This is a genomic window from Cupriavidus phytorum (genome assembly GCF_003254285.1).
GTDB classification, from domain to species: Bacteria; Pseudomonadota; Gammaproteobacteria; order Burkholderiales; family Burkholderiaceae; genus Cupriavidus; species Cupriavidus phytorum.
Genome location: NZ_QKZN01000002.1, coordinates 462468 through 488616, shown reverse-complemented (window position 1 = coordinate 488616; position 26149 = coordinate 462468). Strand labels below are relative to the sequence as shown.

At 69.4% G+C, this 26149-nt stretch carries 24 protein-coding genes; 3 read left to right on the top strand and 21 right to left on the bottom strand.

From position 1 onward, the window contains the following. Positions 1-2: 2 nt before the first annotated feature. The 11 genes from C7416_RS07670 to C7416_RS07620 all read right to left on the bottom strand — a co-directional run bounded on the left by C7416_RS07670 (position 3) and on the right by C7416_RS07620 (position 12161). Positions 3-629: a CDP-alcohol phosphatidyltransferase family protein gene (locus C7416_RS07670; protein ID WP_111517851.1), complete on the bottom strand. Its 627-nt coding sequence runs from the start codon at positions 627-629 to the stop codon at positions 3-5. Positions 630-819: 190 nt separating this feature from the next. Further along, the gene (locus C7416_RS07665; RefSeq protein WP_111517850.1) at positions 820-1890 is read right to left on the bottom strand and encodes a M14 family metallopeptidase; all 1071 of its coding nucleotides are present in this window, start codon (positions 1888-1890) and stop codon (positions 820-822) included. Positions 1891-1953: 63 nt separating this feature from the next. Next, positions 1954-2718, bottom strand: coding sequence for a hypothetical protein (locus C7416_RS07660; RefSeq protein WP_111517849.1), 765 nt, complete (start codon positions 2716-2718; stop codon positions 1954-1956). A gap of 83 nt (positions 2719-2801) precedes the next feature. Continuing rightward, positions 2802-3620, bottom strand: a complete 819-nt coding sequence (locus tag C7416_RS07655; RefSeq protein ID WP_111517848.1) for a M55 family metallopeptidase — start codon at positions 3618-3620, stop codon at positions 2802-2804. Continuing rightward, on the bottom strand, positions 3620-4666 hold the full coding sequence (locus C7416_RS07650; RefSeq protein ID WP_111517847.1) for a P1 family peptidase: 1047 nt from the start codon (positions 4664-4666) through the stop codon (positions 3620-3622). Before C7416_RS07650 ends, C7416_RS07655 begins: the two co-directional genes overlap by 1 nt. 2 nt (positions 4667-4668) lie before the next feature. Continuing rightward, positions 4669-5583 (bottom strand): glutathione ABC transporter permease GsiD, encoded by a 915-nt coding sequence (gene gsiD, locus C7416_RS07645; RefSeq protein WP_111517846.1) that lies wholly within the window; start codon positions 5581-5583, stop codon positions 4669-4671. A 7-nt stretch (positions 5584-5590) separates the two neighbouring features. After that, positions 5591-6511 carry a glutathione ABC transporter permease GsiC gene (gene gsiC, locus C7416_RS07640; RefSeq protein WP_092308740.1) on the bottom strand — a complete coding sequence of 307 codons (921 nt, stop codon included), beginning with the start codon at positions 6509-6511 and terminating at the stop codon, positions 5591-5593. A gap of 157 nt (positions 6512-6668) precedes the next feature. Next, on the bottom strand, positions 6669-8225 hold the full coding sequence (gene gsiB, locus C7416_RS07635; protein WP_111517845.1) for a glutathione ABC transporter substrate-binding protein GsiB: 1557 nt from the start codon (positions 8223-8225) through the stop codon (positions 6669-6671). A 28-nt stretch (positions 8226-8253) separates the two neighbouring features. Next, positions 8254-10158 (bottom strand): dipeptide ABC transporter ATP-binding protein, encoded by a 1905-nt coding sequence (locus C7416_RS07630; protein WP_111517844.1) that lies wholly within the window; start codon positions 10156-10158, stop codon positions 8254-8256. A gap of 48 nt (positions 10159-10206) precedes the next feature. Further along, positions 10207-11178: an isoaspartyl peptidase/L-asparaginase family protein gene (locus C7416_RS07625; protein ID WP_111517843.1), complete on the bottom strand. Its 972-nt coding sequence runs from the start codon at positions 11176-11178 to the stop codon at positions 10207-10209. Between the two features lie 20 nt (positions 11179-11198). After that, positions 11199-12161: a MurR/RpiR family transcriptional regulator gene (locus C7416_RS07620; RefSeq protein WP_111517842.1), complete on the bottom strand. Its 963-nt coding sequence runs from the start codon at positions 12159-12161 to the stop codon at positions 11199-11201. Positions 12162-12463: 302 nt separating this feature from the next. Here C7416_RS07620 and C7416_RS07615 point away from each other — a divergent pair, with 302 nt between their 5' ends. Then, positions 12464-14395: an ATP-binding cassette domain-containing protein gene (locus tag C7416_RS07615; protein ID WP_111517841.1), complete on the top strand. Its 1932-nt coding sequence runs from the start codon at positions 12464-12466 to the stop codon at positions 14393-14395. Positions 14396-14629: 234 nt separating this feature from the next. On the opposite strand, the gene C7416_RS07610 is transcribed toward C7416_RS07615, so the two are convergent. The 4 genes from C7416_RS07610 to alr form a co-directional block, all read right to left on the bottom strand. Then, positions 14630-15115 (bottom strand): disulfide bond formation protein B, encoded by a 486-nt coding sequence (locus C7416_RS07610; protein WP_026164408.1) that lies wholly within the window; start codon positions 15113-15115, stop codon positions 14630-14632. Between the two features lie 145 nt (positions 15116-15260). Beyond that, positions 15261-15824, bottom strand: coding sequence for a GNAT family N-acetyltransferase (locus C7416_RS07605; protein WP_111517840.1), 564 nt, complete (start codon positions 15822-15824; stop codon positions 15261-15263). 3 nt (positions 15825-15827) lie between these two features. Beyond that, entirely contained in the window at positions 15828-17189 is a 1362-nt protein-coding gene (gene radA, locus C7416_RS07600; RefSeq protein ID WP_111517839.1) for a DNA repair protein RadA, read from the bottom strand. A gap of 141 nt (positions 17190-17330) precedes the next feature. Continuing rightward, the gene (alr, locus tag C7416_RS07595; protein ID WP_111517838.1) at positions 17331-18452 is read right to left on the bottom strand and encodes an alanine racemase; all 1122 of its coding nucleotides are present in this window, start codon (positions 18450-18452) and stop codon (positions 17331-17333) included. 603 nt (positions 18453-19055) lie between these two features. On the opposite strand from alr, the gene lplT reads away from it, so the two are divergent. Continuing rightward, positions 19056-20375 (top strand): lysophospholipid transporter LplT, encoded by a 1320-nt coding sequence (lplT, locus tag C7416_RS07590; protein WP_111517837.1) that lies wholly within the window; start codon positions 19056-19058, stop codon positions 20373-20375. Between the two features lie 41 nt (positions 20376-20416). Here the strand turns inward: lplT and C7416_RS07585 are convergent, their stop codons facing one another. From C7416_RS07585 to tsaB, 4 genes are read right to left on the bottom strand one after another with little or no spacing between them, the layout of a single operon-like run. After that, positions 20417-21559, bottom strand: a complete 1143-nt coding sequence (locus tag C7416_RS07585) for a DUF1853 family protein (RefSeq protein ID WP_111517836.1) — start codon at positions 21557-21559, stop codon at positions 20417-20419. Further along, positions 21525-22379, bottom strand: coding sequence for a uracil-DNA glycosylase (locus tag C7416_RS07580; protein WP_111517835.1), 855 nt, complete (start codon positions 22377-22379; stop codon positions 21525-21527). Before C7416_RS07580 ends, C7416_RS07585 begins: the two co-directional genes overlap by 35 nt. Beyond that, positions 22376-22936 (bottom strand): ribosomal protein S18-alanine N-acetyltransferase, encoded by a 561-nt coding sequence (gene rimI / locus C7416_RS07575; protein ID WP_111517834.1) that lies wholly within the window; start codon positions 22934-22936, stop codon positions 22376-22378. Before rimI ends, C7416_RS07580 begins: the two co-directional genes overlap by 4 nt. Next, positions 22933-23697, bottom strand: coding sequence for a tRNA (adenosine(37)-N6)-threonylcarbamoyltransferase complex dimerization subunit type 1 TsaB (gene tsaB / locus C7416_RS07570; RefSeq protein WP_111517833.1), 765 nt, complete (start codon positions 23695-23697; stop codon positions 22933-22935). Before tsaB ends, rimI begins: the two co-directional genes overlap by 4 nt. Before the next feature lie 130 nt (positions 23698-23827). Here tsaB and C7416_RS07565 point away from each other — a divergent pair, with 130 nt between their 5' ends. Beyond that, positions 23828-24097, top strand: coding sequence for an acyl-CoA-binding protein (locus C7416_RS07565; protein WP_012353003.1), 270 nt, complete (start codon positions 23828-23830; stop codon positions 24095-24097). A 21-nt stretch (positions 24098-24118) separates the two neighbouring features. On the opposite strand, the gene C7416_RS07560 is transcribed toward C7416_RS07565, so the two are convergent. Further along, a complete protein-coding gene (locus C7416_RS07560; protein ID WP_111517832.1) occupies positions 24119-25600 on the bottom strand; it encodes a DHA2 family efflux MFS transporter permease subunit in 1482 nt (493 codons plus the stop codon). Continuing rightward, positions 25597-26067, bottom strand: a complete 471-nt coding sequence (locus C7416_RS07555; protein ID WP_115661942.1) for an SRPBCC family protein — start codon at positions 26065-26067, stop codon at positions 25597-25599. Before C7416_RS07555 ends, C7416_RS07560 begins: the two co-directional genes overlap by 4 nt. Positions 26068-26149: the final 82 nt, after the last annotated feature.

Below are 26149 nucleotides of genomic sequence, written 5' to 3'. Positions count from 1 at the left end.
CGCTACTCCGCAAGGCGGGACTGCGCCTCGGCAATGCCGCGGCGCACCCGGTTGGCCATCGTAAACAGCGACAACAGCGACAGCAGCAGCCACAGCCAGCTGGCGGCCGCGCCGAAGCCCAGCCCCAGGCCGGCCCACAGCGCGATCGCGCCGAGCGCGAAGGCCCGGTCGCTCTTGCCGAGCGGGCCGTCGTAGCGCCGGCTGGCGCCGGCCAGCGGCCCGATCAGCCCGGTGGCCTCCACCAGCAGCGCCAGCAGCGCGAAGGTACCGACCTGCCCCAGGCTGAAGCCGGGCAGCGCGGCCAGCGGCAGGATCAGCGCCAGGTCCGAGACCATGTCGCCGAGCTCGTTCAGGTAGGCGCCCAGCACGCTCTGCTGGCCATGCTCGCGCGCCAGCATGCCGTCGATGGCATTGAGCGCCATGCGCCCGAACAACCACAGCGGAAACAGCAGGAACAGCGCCGGGGTCTCGGCCACCTGCATGCCCAGCGTGGCCAGCACGCCAACTGCGAGCGATCCGGCGGCCGCGGCAAGCGTGACCTGGTTGGCGGTCACGCCGCGCTGCGCCAGGTCTTGCACCACGGGGCGCAGCCAGGCCTGGAACCTGGGTTTCAGTTCGTAGAGCGTCATCGCGCCGGCCTCCCTGCCGAGCTGATGCCGGAAGCGCGCGCGGCGGCCGCTTCCGTCTTGTTCTTGGTGTTGGTCTGGCTCTGGCCCGGCCGTGGCACCCCGGCCCGGGCATGGCGGCAGTGCCTGGCTCGGCACTCTACCGCCAAGCCCGGACAATACCAGATGACGCCTGCGGCCTGAACCCCACTCGCTAGGCCGATGCGATGGTGCTGCGCACGGCGTCGCTCACTTGCGCGACCACGCCGTCGCGCCAGTCGTCGGCATCGCCGTAGAAGGCGCGCCACATCGCCTGGCGCACCAGCGCGCGCTGGTTTTCGTCGGCCTCGGGATGCCGGTGCAACCAGTGGTCGCCGCGCAGGGCGTCGAGCACCTCGCCCACCGGCAGCGTGCCGAACTCGAGCGCGATGCCGGCGTAGTCCACCGCCGGCAGGGTCTGTGGCACGGCGTGCCAGGCCAGCCCGGTCAGGTTGGCCGAGGTCGACGAGCCATCGTAGATCGAGGTCACGCGCTCGCCCCAGATCGCGCGCGTGTGCGTGATCGATTCGGGCGTATCCGGGCCCATGTGGATCGGTTCGCCGTAGCCCCACGGGCCCAGGCCGGTATGGATGTCGATCCAGCGCAGCGCCGCGCGGCCGGCGCCGAAGCGCGCCAGGATGCGGCACAGCGTGTAGTTGCTCCAGGTAGCCTTGTCGCCGCCGTAGAACATGCCGCCCGGGTCCTGGTACTGGCCGCTGCTGACCGCGGCCTGGTACCACGCCATGCCGCGCTCGGCCACCGCCTTCATCAGCCGCGCCTGGTCCGCCTCCGACGGCGGCCATTGCGCCGGCAGCAGCAGCGGCGCGATTTCGGCATAGGCGGCGTTGTGCGGCAGCGGCTGCGAGAAATCCATGAAGTTGCGGTTCAGGTCGACGTTGTCCTCGTTGACCCGGCGCAGGTGCGAGAAGCCATAGGGATTGACCGCGTGCACCAGCAGCAGGCAGGCATCGGCGGCGGCGCAATCGGCAAGCAGCGCGGCGTCGTGCAGCAGCGCCGTTTGCGCCCCCGATCCGGCAAAGCCCTCGGCGCCGTGCGTGCCCGAGGTCACCATGATGCAGCGCCGGGCCTCGGGCGCGCCGGCCAGCGCGACGTCGATCGCCAAGTCTTCGCCGGCGCTGCCGCGCCGGGTGGGATGCGGAAATTGCGCCAGCGCGGCGCCCGCGGCGCGGGCGGCGTCCAGGAAGGTCTGGCGCGCTTCGGCATAGCTGCGAGAAAAATGGCTCATGGCGTCACCCGCGGATGCGATGCAGGCATTAGACGCCAATTCGGCGGGTCTCGCCAGTCGCGGCTAGAACAGCGAACCGGACTGGGGCCTGTCCGCCGCGGGGGGTGCCTCGGCCTCGGGACCCCAGATGCCGGCCGACGTGAACGCCTGCGGATGCATCGCGATCCCGGCCGCGGCCAGCTGCGCGGCGGTCAGCACCAGGTGCCGCGCCAGCCAGTCATGCAGGCTGCGCAGGAAGCGGATGTTGTCGACGCTGGTCGACGCCGCGATCAGCCGTTCCAGCTTCACGTGCGCGGTATAGACGTCGAGCAGGTTGGTCGCGCGCAGCCGCGGCGGCGTCGACGGGCTGCGCTCGATCGCCAGGATGCGGCGCACCTGCGCCGGGGCGATGTCGCCGCTGCGCTGGTATTGCGCGTAGACGTCCTCCAGCGCCGGGAAGCGCACCGTGGGTTGCACGCGCGGCACCGCGGCCACCTTTTCCATGCGCAGCACCAGGTAGCGGATCGCCGCGGCGCGTTCGACCGCACGGTCCTGCGCGGGGTCGCGCCGGCGCGGGCCCGCGGGCAGTTCCGGCAAGGCCGTGCGCGGCACCACGTCGCGCTCGGTGTAGTCGGGCACCTGCCGCAGCAGCGCCGGCTGCGCCAGCGCGGCGCGCGCGCAGTCCTCGCCGAACGGGTACTCGTGCCCGGCGGCGTCGCGCAGGATATAAGCCTGGCCTTCCGGAAAGCCGTGATGGCGGCGGCTGGCGCCGCGCGCGTGGCAGCGTGTGGCGGGATCGACGAAATCCTTGCGTACCGGGATCCAGCCGCCGTCGTGTGCCTGGGTCATGCGTTGTGTATGGCCTGCCTGTTGCTCGACCCGCCATTGTCGCAAATCTGCGGGACGTGGCCGGCCCGCCACGCCGCACCGTGCTACTTCAGCATGAACGACATCGCCGACAGGCAGTTCAGCATGCGCACCGCGGCCTGCACCGAATCGGCCTGGAACGACAGCGTCACGCCGTCGCGGCGCTCCAGCGTCGGCCACTGGCAGAACAGGTCGGCATGCGCCGGGGTCTGCGTCTGCAGCGTGCACGCCACCGGCGCGGCAATGCGCAGGCATTGCGCCTGCGCGCGCTCGCGCACCGCGGCCGTTGCCGCCGCGGCAATGGCTGCGCGCGCTGCCGCCGGGGACAGCGAGGCGCCGCTGCCGAAGCCGCCCGCGGTCTTGGTCTCGACATAGCGCACCCACGGCATCAGCGCGTGGGTTTCCTGCACGAACACGTCGTCGCCGCTGGCCATCAGCACCGGCACGCCGAACTCGCCGGCGAGCGCGGCGTACAGCCCGGCCTCGCCGAGCTCCTTGCCGTTGAGCCAGACCCGTGCAAAGGCGCCGCTGTTGATGGTGTGCGCGAGCACGCCGCGGCTCTGCGCGCGGCCGTGGTAGCCGATCATCAGCACGCCGTCGACGCCGGACTCGACCCCCGCCATCATGCCCAGGTAGCGCGGCTTGCCCAGCACCACGCGCGCGCGCGGGTCGAGCTGGTCCGGCAGCAGGTTGCGGAAGCCGCCGTGCGAATCGTTGACCAGCACCTCGGCCGCGCCGCCGGCAAAGGCGCCTTCGATAGCGGCATTGGCCTCGCCCGTCATCCAGGCGCGGGCGCGTTCGTATTCGCCGTTGCCCGCGCGGGTCTGCTCGGCGTGGAACACGCCGGCCACGCCTTCGATATCGGTGGAAACAAGGATCTTCATCAGCAGCTCTGGCGCAGTTCAGGCATCAGGTCGAGCAGCGCGGCACGGCCGTGGCCGTCGCGGCCCTGCACCGGCACGGCATGCCACAGGGCATGCAGGATGGCCTGCTCGACGCTGTCGGCCGCGGCCCGGAACAGCGGGTCGAGCCGGGTTTCATGCAGCAGCGCAACTGCCGGCATCGGCCGCGCCGCGTCGTCGGGCACGGTGTACGCCGTCGAGAACGCCAGCGCGATATCGCCCGAGCCATGCCCGAACACCGAACCGGTGCGCGCCAGCCCGGCGCCGGCGCGCAGCGACAGCCGGCGCAGCTGGCGCGCGTCCAGCGGCGCATCGGTGGCCACGATCATGATGATCGAGCCCTTCTCCGGTTCCGGCGTGCCACCGGGCAGCGACAGCCGCCGCGCCAGCTCCGGGCCGACCAGCCGGCCGGCCACGGTCAGCGATTCGGGCGTGCCGAAATTGGCCAGCACCAGCGCACCGACGCGATGGCCGCCCGCCACGCGCGACGCCGAGCCGATGCCGCCCTTGACGCCGAACGCCGACATGCCGCGGCCCGCGCCCACGGCACCCTGCGCGAATCCGGCTGCCGCGCCGGCCAGCGCCGCATCGTAGTGCGGGCCGGCCACCGCCATGCGCTGGATATCGTTCAGGTAGCCGTCATTGCATTCGAACACCAGCGGATTGACCGTGGGCAGCGCGCGGCCGATTTCCGGATTGGCCGCCACCGCCGCGCGGATCTGCGCCTGCGCCACGGCACCGACGGCAAAGGTGTTGGTCAGCGCCACCGGCGTCTCCAGCACGCCCAGCTCGTCCACCTGCACCAGCCCCACGCTCTTGCCGAAGCCATTGAGCACGGTGGCCGCGGCGGGCACCTTGTCGCGGTACGGATCGCCACCATGCGGGCGGATCACGGTCACGCCGGTCTGCACGCCGCCCTCTGCCAGCGTGCAGTGGCCCACGGTGACGCCGGCCACGTCGGCAATGCTGTCCAGCGGCCCCGCGGGAAGGCTGCCGACGCGCGGCGCGCCTGGGGTAGGAGCATTCATCTTCAGCGCCGGTCGATCTTGGGATCGAGCGCGTCGCGCAGCCCGTCGCCCAGCAGGTTGAAGGCCAGCACGGTCAGGAAGATCGCCAGGCTGGGGAAGATCGCCACGTGCGGCGCGGTGACCATGTCGGCGCGCGCCTCGTTGAGCATCGCGCCCCATTCCGGCGTGGGCGGCTGCGCGCCCAGGCCCAGGAACGACAGGCTGGCGGCGGTGATGATCGAGGTGCCGATCCGCATCGAGAAATACACCACGATCGACGACACCGTGCCCGGCAGGATATGGCGCACCAGGATGGTCCAGTCCGACGCGCCGATGCTGCGCGCAGCCTCAACATAGGTCAGCCGCTTCAGCATCAGCGTGTTGCCGCGCACCAGCCGCGCGAACGCCGGGATGCTGAAGATGGCGACGGCGAAGATCACGTTGGTCATGCCGTTGCCCAGGATGGCGACGATGCCGATCGCCAGCAGGATGCCCGGGAAGGCAAACAGCACGTCGGAAATGCGCATCACGATGCGGTCCCACCAGCCTTCGTAGTAGCCGGCCAGCAGGCCCAGCACGGTGCCGATCACCGCGCCGATGATCACCGACAGGAAGCCCGCCGCCAGCGAGATGCGCGTGCCGGCCAGGATGCGGCTGAAGATATCGCGCCCGAGCGAATCGACGCCCATCCAGTGCGCGGCCGACGGGCCGGCGTTGAGCGCGTCATAGTCGAAATAGTTCTCGGGGTCGTACGGCACCAGATGCGGCGCCAGCACCGCGACCAGCACCAGCAGCAGCACGAACGCGCCGGCGCCGAGCGCCAGGTGCTGCTTGCGGAATTTGCGCCAGAACTCGGTCCAGGGCGTGCGTACGGCCTCTGGCGCGGCCGCGGTGGCGGATGCCGCTTGCGCTGCGGCGGGCGTGGAAAGCTCAGTCATGCCGGCCTCACTTGTAGCGGATGGTGGGATTGATCACGGTGTAGAGCATGTCCACCACCAGGTTGATCAGGATGAATTCGAGCGAGAACAGCAGCACCTCGGCCTGGATCACCGGGTAGTCGCGCATCTCGACGGCATCGACCAGCAGGCGCCCCAGGCCCGGCCAGTTGAACACCTTCTCGACCACGATAGAGCCGCCCAGCAGGAAGCCGAACTGCAGGCCCATCATGGTCACCACCGGGATCATGGCGTTGCGCAGGCCGTGCTTGGCCACCACCAGGGTCTCGCGCACGCCCTTGGCGCGGGCGGTGCGGATAAAGTCTTCCTGCAGCACCTCGACGAACGAAGCCCGGGTAAAGCGCGCCATCACCGCCGCCACCGCAGCGCCCAGCGTGACCGAGGGCAACACGTAGTGCTGCCAGCTGTCGGCGCCGATCGACGGCAGCCAGCCCAGCTGCACCGAGAACACCTCCATCAGCAGCATGCCCAGCGCGAAGGCCGGGAACGAAATCCCGGAAACCGCCAGCGTCATGCCGAAGCGGTCCGGCCAGCGGTTGCGCCACACCGCCGAGCCAATGCCGATGGCCATGCCAAACACCACCGCCCACGCCATCGACGCCACCGTCAGCAGCAGCGTCGGCATGAAGCGGTCGCCGATCTCCTCGCTGACCGGGCGCTTGGTGCGCAGTGAATTGCCGAACTCGCCGCGCAGCGCGTTTGAGAAGAAGTTGACGAACTGCTCGTGCAGGGGCCGGTCCAGGCCCAGGTCCTTGCGCACCAGTTCGACCGTGGCCGAGTCAGCCTCCGGACCCGCCGCCAGGCGCGCCGGATCGCCCGGCAGCAGGTGGACGAACAGGAACACCAGCACCGCCACGATCAGCAGCGTGGGGATCACGCCCAGCACGCGTTTGAGGAAGTAATTCAGCATCACACACCATGAAGAAAGGCCGCGGGCCGCCCGCCTGCGAACCCCGCGTCGCGAGGCAGGCGGCCGTCTGTCGGCTTACTGCTCTACTGCTCTGTTGGATGACTGCTCGCGGCGCGGACGGTCCTGGTGCTGCATGCCCCCGCCGCTGCTCTCACCCTCACTGCCTGATGTCGATCTCGTCAAAATTGAACGACCCGTCCGGCATCACATACGCGCCGCTCATGCGCTTGCTGCGCGCGAACAGCACCTTCTCGGTCACCAGGAAAGCCCACGGCGCATCCTTCCAGATGCGTTCCTGCGCATCCTTGTACAGCCGTGCCTTTTCGCCGCGATCGGTGGTGCGCAGTGCGCCGGCGATATCGGCGTCGACCTGCTCGTTCTTGTAGTAGGCGGTGTTCAGCAGCTTCGGCGGCATCGATTCCGAAGCCAGCAGCGGACGCAGCGCCCAGTCGGATTCACCGGTCGACGACGACCAGCCCACGTAATAGATGCGCACGCCGGCGTCTTCCGGCTTCGGCACGCTCTCGACCTTCTCCACGCGCTGGCCGGCCTCCAGCGCCTGCACCTGCGCCTTGATGCCGACCTGCTGCAGCTGCTGCTGCACGAACTGGATCACCTTCTGCGCGGTGGTGTGGTTGTAGGCCGACCACAGTGTGGTTTCGAAGCCGTTCGGGTAGCCGGCTTCCTTCAGCAGCGCGCGCGCCTTGGCCGGGTCGTACGGCCACGGGCCCAGCTTCTCGGCATAGTCGACGCCGTGCGGCACCACGCCCTCGGCCGGCACCGCATAGCCCGCAAACGCCACCTTGGCCAGCGCCTCCTTGTTGATGGCGTAGTTGATCGCCTGGCGCACCTTGGGGTCGTTGAACGGCTTGACCATGGTGTTCATGGTCAGGTAGCGCTGGATGATCGACGGCGCGGCGATCAGGTCCACCTTGGCGCTGTTCTTCAGCACCGCGGCCTGCTCGAACGGAATGCTGAAGGCAAAGTCCGCCTCGCCGGTCTGCATGATGGCGGCGCGGGTGTTGTTGTCGACCACCGGCTTCCAGGTGATGGTGTCGATCTTCGGGTAGCCGGTCTTCCAGTAGCCGGCAAACTTCTTGCCCTTCAGGTGGTCGGGCTGCTTCCACTCGACGAACTCGAACGGACCGGTGCCCACCGGATGGAAGGCAATGTCCTTGCCGTACTTCTGCAGCGCGGCCGGCGAGATCATCACCGCCGACGGATGCGCCAGCACGTTGATGAACGGCGAGAACGGCTCCTTCAGCGTGACCTTGACGGTATTGGCGTCGACCACGTCGGTCTTGGCCACACGATTGAACAGCGTGTAGCGCTTGAGCTTGTTGGCCGGGTTGGTGACGCGGTCCAGGTTGGCCTTGACGGCGGCGGCATCGAAGGTGGTGCCGTCGTGGAACTTGATGCCCTTCTTCAGCTTGATGGTGTAGGCCAGGCCGTCCTTGCTGACGTCGTAGCTTTCGGCCAGCACGTTGGCCAGCTTCATGTCCTTGTCCAGGCCGAAGAGCCCCTGGTAAAAGGTCTTGCCGACCGCCTGCGACAGCGTGTCGTTGGAATCGTACGGGTCCAGCGTGGTGAACGTGGAGGCAACCGCCATCACCGCATCCTTGGCGGCAAAGGCGGACACCGGCGCCAGCGCGCCCATCGCGCCAGCCATAAGCAGCCCGGCCAGCAGCCTGGGCGAAACCATCCGTGCAGACATCTCGATTCTCCTTGGATTGACTTCCGTTTCAGTAGGCGCCGCCAACGGCGTGCCGCGCAACAAAATGGCCGAGCGCCCCGCTGCCAGCGACCGGCACCAGCGGCTGCACCACCGGCTCGTCGCCAACCGCGCGGATCGGGCTGGGGATCTCGTCGTTCAGCGGCTCGCGCCGCAGGTGGCGCCGCGCCGGGTCGGCGATCGGCACCGCCGACATCAGTTTCTTCGTGTACGGGTGCTGCGGGTTCTCGAAGATCGCGCGGCGCGGGCCGATCTCGACGATCTGGCCCAGGTACATCACGGCGACGCGATGGCTGACGCGCTCCACCACCGCCATGTCGTGCGAGATGAACAGGAAGGCGATGCCGAGCTCGCGCTGCAGGTCGAGCATCAGGTTGACGATCTGCGCCTGGATCGACACGTCCAGCGCCGACACCGATTCATCCGCCACCACCACCTTGGGGTTCAGCGCCAGCGCGCGCGCAATGCAGATGCGCTGGCGCTGGCCGCCGGAAAACTCGTGCGGATAGCGCGCCGCGTGCGACGGGTCCAGCCCCACCTTGTCGAGCAGCCACGCCACGCGCTGCTCGGCCTCCTTGCCGCTGGCGACCTTGTGCACCAGCAGCGGCTCCATGATCGAATAGCCGACCGGCACGCGCGGATCGAGCGAAGCGAACGGGTCCTGGAAGATGAACTGGATATTGCGGCGCAGGGTCTGCAGCGCCGCGCCCTCGAGCTGGCTGATGTTTTGCCCGTTGAACTCGATGGTGCCGCTCTGGCTTTCCACCAGGCGCAGCAGCGAGCGGCCGGTGGTGGACTTGCCGCAACCGGATTCCCCCACCAGCGCCAGCGTCTCGCCGGGATAAAGGTCGAAGCTGACTTGCTCCACCGCATGCACGCGCCGCGTCACGCGACCGAACAGGCCGCCGGGCACGTCGAAGCGCGTGACCAGGTCCTGCACGCGCAGGATCGGTGCCACGCCGGGCGCCACCGTATCCTGTGGCGCGGCCGCCTCGGGGCTGGCGCTGTCGAGCCGCAGCAGCGGGAACTTGGCCGGCAGGTCGGTGCCGCGCATGGCGCCCAGGCGCGGCACCGCCGACAGCAGCGCGCGCGTGTAGGGATGGGCCGGGGCGCGGAACACGTCGTCCGAGGTGCCCTCTTCCACCTTCTCGCCGCGGTACATCACCAGTACGCGGTCGGCCACTTCGGCCACCACGCCCATGTCGTGGGTGATGAAGACCACGCCCATCTGCATCTCGGCCTGCAGGCCGCGGATCAGCTGCAGGATCTCGGCCTGGATGGTCACGTCCAGCGCCGTGGTGGGTTCGTCGGCAATCAGCAGCGCCGGCTTGCACGACAGCGCCATCGCGATCATCACGCGCTGGCGCATGCCGCCGGAGAGCTGGTGCGGATAGCGCTCGAGCACGCGCCGGGCTTCCGGGATGCGCACCAGCTCCAGCATGCGCAGCGCCTCGGCGCGCGCCGCGGCGCGGCTCTTGCCCTGGTGCAGGCGGATCGATTCCGCGATCTGCTCGCCCACCGGGAACACCGGATTGAGCGAGGTCATCGGCTCCTGGAAGATCATCGCCACGTCGGCGCCGCGCACGCTGCGCAGCGTGGCGTTGTCGGTGCGCGCGAGGTCGATCACCTCGCCGCCGCGCCGGCGCAGCGCCATGCTGCCCGACGCGATCTTGCCGCCGCCATGCTCGACCAGCCGCATCAGCGCCAGCGACGTCACCGACTTGCCCGAGCCCGACTCGCCCACCACCGCGAGCGTCTCGCCGCGGTCGACATGGAAGGACAGGTTGCGCACGGCCTCGACGGTGCGCTCGGACGTGGCGAAGCGCACGGTGAGCCCGTCCACCTGGACCACGCGCTCGGGCGGCAGGACCAGGCCGGATACGGGAACGCGCGCGGGGGCTGCGGTAGTGACCACGGGTACTCCTTGTATGGCGGGATGCGGGACTGGCTGGTGCGCGGCGCGTCAGCCGTAGATCGACACGTCGACGGCCTCGCCCACCCGGGCGACACCGCGGTACATGCCTTCGGTATTGAACGGCAGCGTGACGTTGCCGGCGCGGTCGACCGCGATCAGGCCGCCGCGGCCCTGGATCGCGGGCAGCTTCTCCATCACCACGCGCCGCGCCGCCTCGTCGAGCGGCAGGCCGGCATAGCGCATCTGAGCCGCGACATCGTGCGCGGCCACGGTGCGGATAAACATCTCGCCGGTGCCGGTGGCGGACACCGCCGCGACGTCGTCGGCATAGCAGCCCGCGCCGATCAGCGGGGTATCGCCGACGCGGCCCACCTGCTTGTTGGTCACGCCGCCGGTGGACGTGGCCGCCGCGAGGTTGCCGCGGCTGTCGCAGGCGACCGCGCCCACGGTGCCGAACTTGCTGTCGGGATCGATCGGTTCCGTGCCGCGCGCCTGCTGCGCGGCCAGCGTCGCGGCGTCGTGGTCGAGCAGCGCCATGCCGGCGTTGCCGCGCGCACGCTGCCACTGGTCGTGGCGGGCCTGGGTGAAGTAGTACTCCGGCGCGACCAGCTCCAGCCCCTGCGCCTGTGCGAAGGCCTCGGCGCCGGCGCCGGCAAACAGCACGTGCTCGCTGTGCTCCAGCACCGCGCGCGCCGCCAGCACCGGGTTGCGCAGGCGCGTGACGCAGGCCACCGCGCCGGCATTGAGGGTGGCACCATCCATTACCGCCGCATCCAGTTCATAGGTGCCGGCATGGGTCAGCACCGCGCCCTTGCCGGCGTTGAACAGCGGGCATTCTTCGAGCAGGCGCACCGCCTCGGTGACCGCGTCGAGCGCGCTGCCGCCATCGGCCAGGATGCGCTGGCCGGCTTGCAGCACATGTTGGAGCGCTTCGATGTATTCGCGTTCGCGGGCCGCATCCATCGCCGCGCGGGTGATGGTGCCGGCGCCGCCGTGGATGGCAATGACAGCTGCTTGCATAAGGATAAGGAGACTCGGACTCAGGACTTGCGGGTGTTGGAGGAGCGCGCGCGGCGCGCGCCGGTCTTGGCTTCGGTGGGTGGCACAGGCATCGGCGCGGACCGGCGCGCGGGCTCGGCCTCGGGCGTGCCATACAGCCACGGCAGCAGGAATTCGGTCATTTCGGCGGCGGCCTTGACCGGGCGTTCGGCCCGGTGCGCCACCGCGCCGCACAGCGCCTCGATCAGCGCCAGCACGGTGGCATCGGAATTGGCCGAGAGCCGGTTGCCGGCCTGCGCATATAGCGCGATATCGGCCAGCGGCGCCAGCGGCGAGGTCGGGCCGTCGGTCAGCGCCAGCACCTTGCCGCCGTGCGCCTTGACGCGCTGGGCCAGCTCGATGGTGTCGGTGACGTAGCGCGGGAAGGCGATCACGATCAGCAGGTCGCTCGGCTGCAGCTTGAACAGCTGCCGCGCCGCATGCGACGCACCGCCCGCGCCCGCCACCGAGGTGACCATGCGGCAATGCATTTCCAGTCCGTGCTGCAGCAGCCCGGCAAGGAAACCGCTGGCGCCGAAGCCGGCCACATAGACGCGCTGCGCGGCGAGGATCGCCGCCACCGCGCGCTCGCACGCCTGCGCGTCGATGCCGCGCCTTGTGGCTTCGGCATTGGCGGCCGCATCCTCGAGCGAGGCCGCGAACACTTCGGCCACGGTGGCGGGTCGTTCCAGCTCGCTGCGCAGCCGCTCCACCGGCGCCAGCGTGGCTTCGAAACCGCGCACCAGCTCGGCACGAAACTGCGGATAGCCATCGAAGCCGAGTGCGCGCGCAAAGCGGTTGGCCGTCGCTACCGATACCTCCACCGCCGCGGCGAATTCGTCGATGCGCATGGTCGCTGCGCGAAACAGGTTGGCCAGCACGTATTCCGCCATGCGGCGGTGCGCCGGCGTCAGCGCCGGCAGGCTGCGTGCAATGCGGTCCGAGATCGAATGGCCAATGGGCATGGTGGAAGCGGTTGATCGACCGCGCATCAGCGGGCGCGTCGTTGTGAAAATGAATTTACACGCAACCGACTTCCAAGAAAATAGAGTTTTGCGAGACCAAGGGTAATCCCTAGATTCGCGGGCTTTGCCGGCACTTTGCCGGTGCACGCGTCCACGCGCTTCGACCCGCTTTGGCGCGCTGCCTGCACCGGCACGGCGTGCCGCGCACCGGAAACGCTACAATGCGGGCCAGCGCCACAGCGCCGGCCGCGGCCCGCATTGACGGCGCTTTTTCTGTTTTTCACTCAGGCATTTCCCCTCCCGTGATCCGAATCGACCAGCTAGTCCTTCAGCGCGGCACCAAGGTGCTGTTCGACCACACCAGCGTGACGCTCAACCCGGGCGAGCGCGTGGGCCTCGTCGGCGCCAACGGCAGCGGCAAGTCGACGCTGTTCGCGCTGCTGCGCGGCGAGCTGCATCCGGACGGCGGCGATGTCAGCGTGCCGGCGCAGTGGCGCGTCGCCCACGTGGCGCAGGAAACGCCGGCGGTCAGCCGCACCGCGGTCGACTACGTGATCGACGGCGACACCCGCCTGCGCGAGATCGAGGCCGCCATTGCCGCGGCCCAGGCCAGCGGCGACGGCAGTGCCGAAGGCGAAGCCCACGCCGCCTATGCCGATGCCGACGGCTACACCGCGCCGGCGCGGGCCGAGGCCTTGCTGCTGGGCCTGGGCTTCACGCTGGCGCAGGTGTCGCAGCCGGTGGCGTCGTTCTCGGGCGGCTGGCGCATGCGCCTGAACCTGGCGCAGGCGCTGATGTGCCCGTCGGACCTGCTGCTGCTCGACGAACCGACCAACCACCTGGACCTCGACGCCATCGTCTGGCTGGAAGACTGGCTGGCGCGCTATCCCGGCACGCTGGTGATGATCTCGCACGACCGCGAATTCCTCGACGCGATCTGCAATGTCACGGTGCATATCGAAAACCAGCAGCTGCGCCGCTACGGCGGCAACTACACGCTGTTCGAGACGCTGCGGCTGCAGCAGATGGCGCAGCAGCAGGCCGCCTACGTGCGCCAGCAGAAGGAAATCGCGCACCTGGAATCGTTCATCACCCGCTTCAAGGCCAAGGCGACCAAGGCGCGCCAGGCGCAGAGCCGGGTCAAGGCGCTGGAGAAGATGGAGCGGCTGGCGCCGGTGCACGTCGCCGCCGGCTTCGCCTTCGAGTTCCGCGAGCCCGATGCCGCGCCCAACCCGATGATGGTGCTCGACGGCGTCGATTGCGGCTATGCCGAGGCCGATCCGCCCGTCACCATCCTGCACAACCTGGCGCTGTCGATCCAGAATGGCCAGCGCATCGGCCTGCTGGGCGCGAACGGCCAGGGCAAGTCGACGCTGGTCAAGACCCTGGCCGGCACCCAGGACCCGCTCAAGGGCAACCTGCGCCTGGGCAAGGGCCTGCAGATCGGCTACTTCGCCCAGCACCAGCTGGAAACGCTGCGCGACCACGACTCCGCGCTGCAGCACCTCGCGCGCCTGGCGCCCGACGTGCGCGAGCAGGAGCTGCGCGACTTCCTCGGCAGCTTCAACTTCCGCGGCGACATGGCCACCACGCCGATCGAGCCCTTCTCCGGCGGTGAAAAAGCCCGGCTGGCGCTGGCCCTGATCGTATGGCAGAAGCCCAACCTGCTGCTGCTCGACGAGCCGACCAACCACCTCGACCTCGATACGCGCGAGGCGCTGACCATGGCCCTGGCGCAGTTCGAAGGCACGCTGATCCTGGTCTCGCACGACCGGCATCTGCTGCGCGCCACCGCCGACCAGTTCATGCTGGTGGCCGACGGCACCATCCGGCCGTTCGATGGCGACCTCGACGACTACCGCGACTGGCTGCTGCAGCAGGCGGCGGCCAAGCGCAACGCCGCCACGGCCGCGCACCTGGCAGAGAACGGTGGCGACGCCACCACGATCAACCGCAAGGACCAGCGCCGCGCCGAGGCCGACGAGCGCCAGCGGCTGTCGGCGCTGCGCAAGCCGCTCACCAAGGAACTGGAAAAGGTCGAGAAGCGCATGGCGGTGCTGCAGACTGCCCGGGAGGAGATCGACCAGTTCATGGCCGACGAAGCCAGCTATGCCGAGGCCAATAAGTCGAAGCTGATGGAGATGCTCAAGCGCCAGGGCGAGGTCAACGGCGAGCTCGAGACGCTGGAAGAGAAGTGGCTGGAGCTGCAGGAGCAGATCGAGCAGATTGCCTGACGTCTGCCGCGACGATTTGCTCCCCTCGCCCGCTTGCGGGAGAGGGGCCGGGGGAGAGGGCCGGCGCGTGGCAAGCATCGAGCCGCGTCACTTCGTGGATGCACTGCCCTCTCCCCCGCCCCTCTCCCAGAGGGAGAGGGGAGCAAACCCGCCGGTGGGATGCCGCTGTGGCCCCACGCAAAAAAAAAACGGCGCACACAGCGCCGGTTTTTTTCATTCGAACGCCCCCACCCCTCAGCGGAAATTCTTCTCCCTGCGGATCAGCCCCACCGCCAGCGTCAGCGTCAGCACGAACAGCCAGATCAGCGACCATGCCGGCACCGACAGCCCCAGCACCGGCGGCAGCGGCGCGGTGCACAGGCCGTCGGAGTAGAACAGTTGCGGCAGCACCTTGGCGGTGGGCAGCGCATTAACCCAGTTCTCGAGCGGATCGATGCCGCACGAAGCCTTGGGATTGAGCAGCAGCGACACGTGATAGACCGCCACCGCGATGCCGGCGATGCCGGACAGCATGCCCAGGCCCTGCCACAGCGAGCGCGTGTTCTGCGCCACCGCCGCCAGCAGCGAGAACACGCCGATGCCGATGAAGGCGAAGCGCTGCATCACGCAGAGCGGACAAGGCTGGTAGCCCTTTTCGAACTGCAGGTAGAGCGCGACGCCAACCAGGGCGAAGGAGACGATGGCAATCAGCAGGAAATAGGCACGGGAATTGGCTTGCATCATTGGAACTCAGGTGATCCGGTAATCATTGCCGTCAGTGCGAGGGCGCGGCTGTGCTGCGCATTATTACCGATTTTGCCGCGCCTGCCGTCGACGCCACATGCGGCGCCGGTCCGCTGGCGCGCGGGGGATTGCCGCATCGGCATCATGCGCCCGCTGCCTGCCACGCCGCGCGCGGCAAGCGGTACAGGCAATGCGGCCGCAACGGGTGCTGCGGCGGCAAGGCGGGATGGTCGAAACCCTCCGCGTCCTCGCGCATGCCCAGCCGCTCCATCACCGCGCGCGAGCGGGCATTGGCAAGCGTGGTGAAGGCGACGATTTCCTCCAGCCCGAGCCTGCCGAAGCCGTAGGCGAGCGCGCCGCGCGCCGCCTCGGTGGCGTAGCCCTGGCCCCAGGCCTGCCGCGCCAGCCGCCAGGCGATCTCCACGCACGGCGCGAACGGCAGCGTGGCGGCGGGCTCGTGCAGTCCGACGAAGCCCAGGAAGGTAGCGTCCGCCACGCGTTCGACGACCCAGACGCCCCACCCCTGCTGCGCGATCAGGCTGCGGCAGCGCTCGGCCATCGCATCGCTTTCGGCGCGCGTCAGCGGTGCCGGGAAATAGCGCATCACCTGCGCATCGGCATTGAGCGCGGCAAACGGCGCGTAGTCTTCATCGCGCCACTGGCGCAGCCGCAAGCGGCCCGTCTCGAAAGCGATGTCGGTGTCCATGGCTCAGTCCAGGTGGCGCACGCGGTCGATGGCCTGCTCGATGCGTTCCACCGCGATTACCTCAAGCCCGTCGATCTTCTGCTTGGGCGCATTGGCCTTGGGGATCACGGCCAGCGTAAAGCCCAGCTTGGCCGCTTCCTTCAGGCGCTCCTGCCCGCGCGGGCTGGGGCGGATCTCGCCGGCCAGCCCCACTTCGCCGAACACCACCAGGCCGCGCGGCAGCGGCTTGTTGCGCATCGACGAGTGGATCGACAGCAGCACCGCCAGGTCCGCGGCGGGCTCGGTGATCTTGACCCCGCCCACCGCGTTCAGGAACACATCCTGGTCGAAGCAGGCGATGCCCGCATGCCGGTGCAGCACCGCCAGCAGCAAGGCCAGCCGGTTCTGCTCCAGCCCCACCGCCAGCCGGCGCGGGTTGGGCACGTGCGCGGTATCGACCAGCGCCTGGATTTCGACCAGCAGCGGCCGCGTGCCTTCCTGCGTCACCAGCACGCACGATCCCGGCACGGTCTCTTCATGCTGCGACAGGAACAGCGCCGACGGATTGCTGATGCCGCGCAGGCCGCGCTCGGTCATTGCGAACACGCCCAGTTCGTTGACCGCGCCAAAGCGGTTCTTGAAGGCGCGGATCAGCCGGTGCGAAGAATGGGTATCGCCTTCGAAATACAGCACCGTATCGACGATATGCTCGAGCACGCGCGGCCCCGCCAGGCTGCCCTCCTTGGTCACGTGGCCTACCAGGATGATGGTGGTGCCGCTGCTCTTGGCGATGCGCGTGAGCTGCGCCGCGCATTCGCGCACCTGCGCCACCGACCCCGGCGCCGAGGTCAGCGCCTCGGAATACAGCGTCTGGATCGAATCGATCACCGCGACCTCGGGCTTTTCCACTTCCAGCGTGGCCTGGATCTTCTCCAGCTGGATTTCGGCGAGCAGCCCCAGCGACGGGCTTTCGACGCCCAGGCGCTGCGCGCGCAGCGCGATCTGCGCGCCCGATTCCTCGCCGCTGACATAGAGCACGCGGCGCTGCCCGGCCAGGCTGGCCAGCGCCTGCAGCAGCAGCGTCGACTTGCCGATCCCGGGATCGCCGCCGATCAGCACCACCCCGCCCGACACCAGGCCGCCGCCCAGCACCCGGTCGAACTCGTCGATGCCGCTGGAAAAGCGCGGCACGTCGGCGGCCTCGATCTCGGCCAGCTTGCGCACCGTGGCCGATGCCGCCAGCGGCTGGAAGCGCTTGTTCGCGGCGGATTCCGCCACGGTCTCCACCAGCGTGTTCCACTGCTGGCAATGCGGGCACTGGCCGGCCCAGCGCGGCGTGGTGCCGCCGCATTCGGTACAGGTATAGACAGTCTTGCTCTTGGCCAACGGAAGTCCTTGCAGAATGAATCGAGCCGGGCCTGAAGCGACCCGGCTTGCGGAGATGGCGTCGTGGCGAAGCGGCCCTGCGCAGTGCTCGCGTGCAGAGCGTAACCGCGCGGCGCTGCGCCCGCCCGGCCCCCGCCCCGATCAGGCGACCACGGGCGCGGCGCTGTCCGATGCGGTGATGGTCGCCACCGTGGTCGGCACGCGCGGCGCCAGCGCGCACATCAGCTCGTAGCCGACCGTGCCGCTGGCCTGCGCCACTTCGTCGATCGGCAGGCCCTGGCCCCACAGCGTGACCGGGCTGCCGACGCGCGCCTTCGGGCACGGCGTCAGGTCGACGCACAGCATGTCCATCGACACGCGCCCGACCAGTTCGGTGCGCACGCCGTCGACCAGCACCGGCGCGCGCTGCTCGCCCCAGCCCGACGCATGGCGCGGGTAGCCGTCGGCATAGCCGCAGGCGACCACGCCGATGCGCATCGGCCGCTCCGCGGTGAAGAGCGAGCCGTAGCCGACGGTATCGCCCGGCTGCAGGTCCTGCACCGCGATCAGCTCGCTGTGCAGCGACATTGCCGGCTGTAGCCCGGTGCCGGCGATATCGGCATCGCGGCCGGTGGGCGAGGCGCCGTAAAGGATGATGCCCGGTCGCACCCAGGCGCGGTGCGCCTGCGGGTGCCACAGCACCGCGGCCGAGTTCGACAGGCTGGCCTCGCCCGGCAGGTTGGCGGTGGCGGCGTCGAAGGCCTCGACCTGGTGGGCGATGCCGCGCGGGCCGTCGGCATCGGAGAAATGCGTCATATGGACGATGCTGCCCACGCACGGCATGGCACGCGCGCGCTCCCATGCGGCGCGGTATTCCGCCGGGTGGAAGCCGAGCCGGTTCATGCCGGTGTTGAGCTTGAGCTGGATCGCCAGCGGGCCCTTGGGGCGCGCGCTTTCCAGCATGCGCAGCTGCTCGTCGCAGTGGATCGCGGTGGTCAGCCGGTATTGCTCGATCAGGGCGATGTCCTGCGGCTGGAAGAAGCCCTCCAGCAGCAGGATCGGGCCCTGCCAGCCGAGGTCGCGCAGCAGCACGGCCTCATTCAGGTCCAGCAGGCCGAAGCCATCGGCACCACGCAGTGCAGCAAAGACGCGGCGGATGCCATGGCCGTAGGCATTGGCCTTTACCACCGCCCAGACGCGCGCATCGGGCGCCTTGCGGCGGATCACGTCGAGATTGTTGGCCAGGGCGGGTTGGTGGATGACGGCTTGGATCGGTCTTGGCATTGGAAGTCACATCAGGGTAGCGGACAAAGCCGGCAGCGGCGCGGGCGGCTCATGCGCGCGGCTGGCTGGAGGGACGGCTCTGTCTCAGTATCGATGGCGCAAACGTCACCTGTCGGTGTGCCGCAGCACGGACCGGCGACCCATGTGGGCGACGGCAGCGGCGACGGTTGTGGCGACGGATATGCGGGATGCCCGCAATTGGCACGCCCAGGTATCCCAGTCACCATATCTCGCCGGGCGCACACCAGATCAGGGAAAGACCGGTCCGGCGGGCCGCGGTGGCAGCCGTTATTTGAACACATTCGGATGCTGTTGCCGGGGGTCATCAGGGAATCGGCAAGGCAATTTGCTGTCAAAAAGAGCCGTTGCCGGGGTTCGGGAATGTCATGTTTTCGTGATATAAAGCCGGACGCTCCGGCCATGTTCTAAAAGCGAAGCATTATGTCAATGACTGTCAGGCAGGCCTCACGGCGCCGCAGCGCAGCACCTGCGACACAATTCGACACGGCCGCGGCACAAGGTTCCCTGCAAACCATGGCCTCTGCGGCCGGCACCAGCCTGCCTACCCTGAATGGAGCGCGCGATGGAGAGAAAGTCGACAGCATGAAGAAGGGTTTTTACACCATCATGGCCGCGCAGTTTTTTTCCTCGCTGGCCGACAATGCCTTACTGATCGCCGCCATCGCCCTTCTCACCGAATTGCATTCCCCGCAGTGGATGACCCCGCTGCTCAAGCTGTTCTTCGTTCTCTCCTACGTCATTCTTGCCGCCTTCGTCGGCGCCTTCGCCGACTCGATGCCCAAGGGGCGGGTGATGCTCATCACCAACGCCATCAAGGTGGTCGGCTGCGCCATCATGATGTTCGGGCTGCATCCGCTGCTGGCCTACGGCGTGGTCGGCTTCGGCGCGGCGGCGTATTCGCCCGCCAAGTACGGCATCCTGACCGAGCTGCTGCCCCCCGAAAAGCTGGTGCTGGCCAACGGCTGGATCGAGGGCCTGACGGTGGGCTCGATTATCCTCGGCACGGTGGTCGGCGGCGCGCTGATTTCCGTGCATGTCTCCGGCCTGCTGCTGCGCCTGGACCTGCCCTTGATCAATACCGGCATCGACACCCCGGCCGAGGCGGCGATGGTGGTGATCATGCTGTTCTACGTGATCGCTTCGCTGTTCAACCTGTTCATCCCCGACACCGGCGCACGCTATCCGGCGCAGGAAAAGAACCCGATCAAGCTGATCGCCGAATTCGGCGACTGCTTCCTGGCGCTGTGGCGCGACAAGCTGGGCCAGATCTCGCTGGCGGTGACCACGCTGTTCTGGGGCGTGGGCGCGACGCTGCAGTTCATCGTGCTGAAGTGGGCCGAGAAATCGCTGGGCCTGAACCTGTCCCAGGGTGCGCTGCTGCAGGCCGTGGTGGCGGTGGGCGTGGCGGTCGGCGCAATCCTGGCGGCGGCGCGCATCCCGCTGCGCAAATCGCTGTCGGTGCTGCCGTTCGGCGTGGCGATGGGCGCCACGGTGATGCTGATGGCCTTCTACACCAAGGACGCGATGCCGCAGGTCACGCTCGACGTAATGGGCCTGCACATGCCGCTGTACATGGCCATCGCCTACGTCTTCCTGATGCTGGTGGGCGCGATGTCGGGCTATTTCGTGGTCCCAATGAACGCGCTGCTGCAGCACCGCGGCCACGTGCTGCTGTCGGCCGGGCACTCGATCGCGGTGCAGAACTTCAATGAGAACGTCTCGGTGCTGCTGATGCTGTGCCTGTACGCGCTGCTGATCAAGCTCAACGTGCCGATCGGCGTGGTCATCATCGCGCTGGGCCTGTTTATCTGCGTGACCATGGCGCTGGTGCTCAAGCTGCACAAGTACAACGTCCGCACCTTCAACTCGCTGGCGATGATCGGCGAGGACAAGCACCACTAGCCCCCTCACGGCGAGGCCGCGCCGCGGCCAGCCAGCGCGCGTCAGGCGTCGTCCTGCCCCACTGGCGCGCCTGCCCGCGGCGGCTCTTCAGTGCGTACCAGCGCGCGCTCTTGCCATCCCGGCGGCACCACGAACCCGCGCGAGCATTCGCGCCACCAGCCCGGCGCCTGCGGCCCGGCCGGCTCCAGCTCGCACAGCATCACCGGCGACTCGCGGCGCCAGCCGTGGTCATGGCGCGGATCGGCAAAGCGCTGCGCCAGCAGCGCGTGCAGCGTGGCGGCGTCGTCGGTGCCGGCCTCCGGCACCAGTGCGCCGGAGAGCCACCCGGTACGCGGCAGGCGGCACCAGCGCAGGCCCGGGCGCGCACTGGCGCGCGCGGCCCAGGCATCGAGGGTGGACCACCAGCCGTGCAAGTGGTCCGGCGCAATGCCCAGCGTCTCCAGCCCGGCCGGCACCTGGCCGTCGCGATAGAACAGCCAGCCCAGCAGGTAAACCTCGCTGCGATCGACGGTATGGCCCAGCGCGGCCCGCGCCTCGGGCGTATGCCCCAACGGCAGCTGCCGGTGCACGATATGGCCGAGCTTGTCACCAAGGCGATCGACCAGGTTCGGGCCGACGAAATCCTGCGCCCGCGGCGGCTGATCGCCGCCCGCCGCCATCAGGTAGAACTTGGCCGCCATCTCCCAGTGCACCACCGCGCCCGAGTCCAGCTCGCGCCAGACGAAATCGAGCTCGCCCAGCGTGCGCACGCCGTGGCGGCCGGCGCGCCGCACCGGCACGTTGGCGGCCAGCAGCGACAGCCCCTGCATATGGCGCAAGGCAAAATGCAGCAGCCGCTCGGCATGCCGGCCCAGGCGCAGGCTGCGGTTGGCGGGGTCGTGGTCGGCATCGGCAGCGAGCGCGGCGTGGCCGTCGGCCAGTTCGTCGATGGTGGCGGGCAGCGCGGCGGGATCCGCGCCTTCGAGCCAGCGCTGCCAGGCCTCGAGGGTGCCGGCCGGCCAGCGCGCCAGCGCGGCGCCGGGCACGGTGTCCAGCAGCGGCGGCGACAGCGTGGTCCAGGCCAGGTCGCGCGCGCGTGCCGACGCGGCACGGCGCCACAGCGGCGCGTGCGACGGCCCATGGCCGTCGCCGCCGCGGGTCAGCGAGAGGTCAGGCCCCAGCTCCCGCACGGTCGTGGACCTCACGGGCCAGGCACAGATCTTCCCAGGCGCGCGCCTTGTCGGTCAGCGTGCGCAGCAGGTAGGCGGGATGGTAGGTCACCACCACGGGAATGCCTTCGTACGCATGCACGGTGCCGCGCAGCTTGCCGATCGGCGTGGTGGTGCGCAGCAGCGATTGCGCGGCGAAGCGGCCCAGCACCACGATCACGCGGGGCCTGACCAGCGCGATCTGCCGGCGCAGGAACGGCTCGCACTGCGCCACCTCGTCCGCTTCCGGGTTGCGGTTGCCGGGCGGGCGGCATTTGAGCACGTTGGCGATGAACACATTGCGCCCGCGCGCCAGCCCGAGCGCGCCGAGCATGTTGTCGAGCAGCTTGCCGGCCTGGCCGACGAAGGGCTCGCCCTGCAGGTCTTCGTTCTCGCCGGGGGCTTCGCCCACCAGCATCCATTCGGCCTGGCGCGCACCCACGCCGAACACGGTGTTGGTGCGGGTCTGGCACAGGCCGCAGGCGGTGCAGCCCGCTACCGCGGCCTCCAGCGCCGGCCAGTCCATCGTGGCGATGGCCGCTTCCCGCTCTGCTTGCGCAGCGCCGGGCGCCGGCCCGGCGGGAACCAGCGCCGGCGCAGCGCGCTCGGGGGCTGGCGGCACCGCCGGGACAGCCGGCGGCGCCTCGGGGTGCGCAATCGCAGCAGCCACCGGCTCAGCCGTCACTGCCGCGGGCGGCTCGGCTGCCGGCTGCGCCACTACGTGTGGCGGCGCCTCTGCCGGCGCCGCCACACGCGTGCGCGGCACCCATTCGGTCGGAATGCCCAGCACCTCGAGGAACTGTGCGCGGCGGCTCATGCCTGCCCCTCCGTGCCTTCGTTGGCGGCAGCCTGCGCCGGCCAGGCGCGGCGCAGCACCAGCGCGTCTTCGCGCTTGCCGCCGGGCGCCGGGTAATAGCCCTTGCGGCGTCCGATCTCGGCAAACCCGGCCGCCTGGTAGAGCGCGATCGCCCCGGTATTGGAGGGCCGCACCTCCAGCAGCATGGTGTGGATGCGGTGCGCGTGCGAGGTCGCCAGCACCACCGCGAGCATCAGGCGCCCGAGCCCCTGGCGCTGGCGTTGCGGCTCGACCGTGATGTTGAGCAGGTGCATTTCATCGACCACCGGCATCAGCACGGCGTAGGCCACCAGCGTGCCCGCCGGATCGCGCAGCGTCAGCCCGAGATGCCCGGACTTGACCGAGTTCTCGAAATTGCCGCGCGTCCACGGATGGCTGTAGGCGCGCGCCTCGATGCCCGCCACCGCCTGCAGGTCCAGCGCGCTCATGCGGCCCAGCGACCAGCCCTCGGGCAGCGCCGGCATGGCCGGCACCTCGGGCCAGTGGTGGCGGTCCGCCAGGGGATACGCGGCGCTCACGATGCGCTCCCCGGCTGGGCCGCCGCGCGCGCCGCGCGCGCGGCCGACGCGGCCTCGCGCTCGGCAATGGTCTGGGCAACCTTGTCGCGCAGGTAGACCGGCATGGCCTGGTCGGCGTCGATGGCCTCGCCGCGCGCCAGCGCGCGCAGTGCCAGGGCAACCATCGGCTGCGCATGGGGCATCGCCTCGGGCAGCACGCGCGCGGCGCGGGCCAGGCCCGCCAGGCGCTCGCCAAACACAGTGGACGCGTTGCCGGCCAGCCAGAATTCGCCGTCGGGCAAGGCCACGGTTTCGGGCGCGCCGACCTGCATCGGCGTGAGTTCCGCCCACTCCCGCGCGCCCGCGTTCCAGCCGAAGGCCGCCGCATAGGCCTCGTCCATGCGCGCATCCAGCGCCACCAGCACCGCGGTGCCGTCCGGCAGCGCCGGCGTGGCAGCGCGGGCGCGTTCGGCGCAGGCCATCAGCGTGTTGACCGGCACCACCGGCAGGCCGGCGCCGAACGCCAGCCCCTGCGCCACGCCGCAGGCGGTGCGCAGGCCGGTGAACGAGCCCGGGCCGGCGCCAAAGGCGATGGCCGCGCAATCGGCCAGCGCAATGCCGGCTTCGGCCAGCAATTCCCCGGCGGCCGGCAGCACGCGCGCCGACGAGCGTGCGCCGGTGTGCTCATGGCGCACCAGGCACTCGAGGCCGGCGCCTGCCGCGCGTCCGAGCGCGACCGAGCACCACTCCGTAGAAGTTTCAACAGCAAGAATCCAGGACATGGCGCGATTGTATCCGTTGGGCCCGGAATCGAGGGCTTCTTCGGTTTTATACGGACGGCGCGCCCGCGCGGGGCGGCTATCATCGGACTGCATTTTCGCAATCCAGGACAGTCCACACGGAGGAAACCCCATGAGCGACCTGCAGGCACGCTTCGAACAGGCCCAGATCGACGTCAAGCAACTGAGCGAGCGCCCCAGCAATATGTCCCTGCTGCGCCTGTACGCGCTGTTCAAGCAAGGCAGCGAAGGCGATGCGCACGGCGACAAGCCCGGCATGACCGATTTCGTCGGCCGCTACAAGTTCGAGGCGTGGGAAGCGCTGCGCGGCACCGCGCGCGAACAGGCGATGGAGCAGTACATCGCGCTGGTGGAAGAACTGCGCAGCGGCGCCGCCAGCTGAATGATTCCGGCGCCGGCGGCCTCAGGCCGCCGGCGCCGGACGCGGCCGGATGCGCCAGGCCGCCAGCATCGCGCTGGCGATCACCACGCCCACCGCGAGGAAGGTCTCGTCGAAGGCGCGGATCCGCGCCGCCTGAAGCGCGCTGTCGCCGGCCTGACCCAGCAGTGCGCCATGCTCGGCCAGGCGCCACTGCAGCCCCACCCCCGCCAGGCTCACGCCGATGGCGCCGCCCAGCTGCCGCAGGAAGTTGATGCAGCTCGAACCCTGCGCGATCAGCGTGAAGTCCACGCCGCGCATCGCGCCCAGCGTCAGCGACGGCAGGATGCAGCCCAGGCCGATCCGCCCCAGCACCGCCAGCCCCACCAGCACCAGGTAGGGCGTCGCGCGCGAGCCCAGCGCCATCAGCAGGAACGACAACGACAGCAGCGCCAGCCCGAACGACACCTGCACATGTGGCGGGATCCGGTGCGTGAAGCGCCCCGCCGCCGCAATCGTCAGCGCCAGCATCACGCCCGCCGGGAACAGCACCAGGCCGGCGCGCGACGGGGTGTATTCCAGCGCCATCTGCATGTAGACCGGCAACAGGTAGGTCGAGCCGAACAGGCCCGCGCCATAGATGAAGGCCACCACCGCCCCGGCCGCGAACTGCCGGTAGCTGTACAGCCGCATATTCATCAGCGGGTACGCCGCGCGCAGCTGCCACATCACGAACGCCGCCAGCATCAGCACGCCGAAGCCCGACAGCGCCAGGCCCGCGGCAACGCTCTCGCGCATCTCGACCACGCCGTTGAGCAGGCTGACCGTGGCGATACCGGCCAGGCCCAGCCCGCGCCAGTCCAGCGGCTGGCGCTCGCCCATCATGATCGAGTCTACCGCCATGAAGCGGCGCGCCATCAGCACGGCCAGCAGCGTCAGCGGCACCACCACGAAGAAGATCGAGCGCCAGCCGAAGGCCTCGACCAGGAAGCCGCCCAGGCTGGGGCCCAGCGCCGGCGCCAGCACCACGCCGAAGCCGAACAGGCTGATCGCCTTGCCCTGCTCGCGCTCTTCAAACACGCGCAGGATCAGGATATTGGGCAGCGGCTGCATGATGCCCGCGGCGATGCCCTCGGCCACGCGCATCGCGATCATCACGCCATAGCTGGGCGAGAAACCGCCCACCAGCCCGCCCGCGCCCAACAGCAGCGACGCGCCCAGGAAGGTGCGCCGCAGCCCGTAGCGATTCAGCAGCCAGGGTGTCAGCAGCATCGACAGCGTCATCGCGATCATGAAGCTGGCCGCGACCCATTGCGCGCGCTCCTGCCCCAGCACGAAATGCCGGCTCAGGTCGGGAATTGCCACATTGACGATGGTGGACGAGACGATCGACGAGATCGTGCCCAGCATCAGCGTTGCCAGCACCAGCCAGCGCAGCCGTTCGCCATAGCGCGCGCGCAGCGACTGCCGGGTCGGCAGATCCGACCGCTGGCCGGAACCTTCCGGCGTGGCGGGGCCCTCGCTCACCCCAGCCGCCCGGTGTCGGCGATCTCGCGGATCTTGCGGACGGTGTCGATGTCGGCCGCGTGGTAGGCGGACTTGACGATCTCGGCGTAGCGGTCATCGCCGCTGGCGTCGACGGCCGGCATGGTGGTGTCGTAGATAAAGCGCAGCAGCAGCGCGCCCGGACCCGGGGTCTCGATCGCCATGGTCAGCGTGCCGCCGGCATGCTCGGCCGTGGCCGCGGTCTCATAGCGCACCAGCCGGCGCGGCTCGTAGACCACGTGGTCCTCGATCGAGGCCTCGCCGAAATGCAGCACGCGGTCGATCCAGTTGTCGCCGCGGCCCACCACTTCGGCGCGGTCCAGGCCCAGCACGAAAAGCTCGGGAGATTCGGCGCGCAGCACCAGGCCCTGCCACACCTGCTCGGCCGTCAGCGGTTCCAGCTGCGGGTTGCCCGGATCATTGATCTCCACCAAGTGCTCAAAACGCAACTTCACTCTCCCGTTTGCGATAAGTCGATATTATGAAGTCTCCGCGTATTCGCGAGACCTTTTTGTCTGCGCACTGCAACAT

Coding starts and splice junctions, on each gene's coding strand:
- C7416_RS07670 (WP_111517851.1), bottom strand. CDS start 629: ATGACGCTCTACGAACTGAAACCCAGGTTCCAGGCCTGGCTGCGCCCC.
- C7416_RS07665 (WP_111517850.1), bottom strand. CDS start 1,890: ATGAGCCATTTTTCTCGCAGCTATGCCGAAGCGCGCCAGACCTTCCTG.
- C7416_RS07660 (WP_111517849.1), bottom strand. CDS start 2,718: ATGACCCAGGCACACGACGGCGGCTGGATCCCGGTACGCAAGGATTTC.
- C7416_RS07655 (WP_111517848.1), bottom strand. CDS start 3,620: ATGAAGATCCTTGTTTCCACCGATATCGAAGGCGTGGCCGGCGTGTTC.
- C7416_RS07650 (WP_111517847.1), bottom strand. CDS start 4,666: ATGAATGCTCCTACCCCAGGCGCGCCGCGCGTCGGCAGCCTTCCCGCG.
- gsiD (WP_111517846.1), bottom strand. CDS start 5,583: ATGACTGAGCTTTCCACGCCCGCCGCAGCGCAAGCGGCATCCGCCACC.
- gsiC (WP_092308740.1), bottom strand. CDS start 6,511: ATGCTGAATTACTTCCTCAAACGCGTGCTGGGCGTGATCCCCACGCTG.
- gsiB (WP_111517845.1), bottom strand. CDS start 8,225: ATGTCTGCACGGATGGTTTCGCCCAGGCTGCTGGCCGGGCTGCTTATG.
- C7416_RS07625 (WP_111517843.1), bottom strand. CDS start 11,178: ATGCAAGCAGCTGTCATTGCCATCCACGGCGGCGCCGGCACCATCACC.
- C7416_RS07620 (WP_111517842.1), bottom strand. CDS start 12,161: ATGCCCATTGGCCATTCGATCTCGGACCGCATTGCACGCAGCCTGCCG.
- C7416_RS07610 (WP_026164408.1), bottom strand. CDS start 15,115: ATGCAAGCCAATTCCCGTGCCTATTTCCTGCTGATTGCCATCGTCTCC.
- C7416_RS07605 (WP_111517840.1), bottom strand. CDS start 15,824: ATGGACACCGACATCGCTTTCGAGACGGGCCGCTTGCGGCTGCGCCAG.
- alr (WP_111517838.1), bottom strand. CDS start 18,452: ATGCCAAGACCGATCCAAGCCGTCATCCACCAACCCGCCCTGGCCAAC.
- lplT (WP_111517837.1), top strand. CDS start 19,056: ATGAAGAAGGGTTTTTACACCATCATGGCCGCGCAGTTTTTTTCCTCG.
- C7416_RS07580 (WP_111517835.1), bottom strand. CDS start 22,379: ATGAGCCGCCGCGCACAGTTCCTCGAGGTGCTGGGCATTCCGACCGAA.
- tsaB (WP_111517833.1), bottom strand. CDS start 23,697: ATGTCCTGGATTCTTGCTGTTGAAACTTCTACGGAGTGGTGCTCGGTC.
- C7416_RS07565 (WP_012353003.1), top strand. CDS start 23,828: ATGAGCGACCTGCAGGCACGCTTCGAACAGGCCCAGATCGACGTCAAG.